We start from the raw sequence: 256 nt of genomic DNA on the forward strand, positions 1-256 counted from the left end.
GAGTTGAGCTGCCATTCGCGGTATCAAAAAAGCATGATACGAGCCGCTACAGTCTAGTGCGCCTAACACCTGAGACTGGTCGCAAGCATCAGCTGCGTCGACACATGAGACATTTATTTCATCACATAGTGGGTGATACGAGCCACGGCGACGGACGGCACAACCGATTTTTTCGTACTCAATACGACTGTACGCGCATGCTGTTGCATGCTCAGACTTTAGCGCTTAGTCATCCAGTCACCGGTGAGCCATTATT

At 50.4% G+C, this 256-nt stretch carries 1 protein-coding gene; it reads left to right on the forward strand.

Going from position 1 to position 256, the window contains the following annotated elements:
* On the forward strand, positions 1-256 hold a 256-nt coding region (locus AAEY78_RS13945; protein WP_352339968.1), incomplete at both ends, for a pseudouridine synthase.

It is taken from the genome of Psychrobacter sp. 16-MNA-CIBAN-0192, from assembly GCF_040309565.1.
In the GTDB taxonomy this organism is placed as follows: Bacteria; Pseudomonadota; Gammaproteobacteria; order Pseudomonadales; family Moraxellaceae; genus Psychrobacter.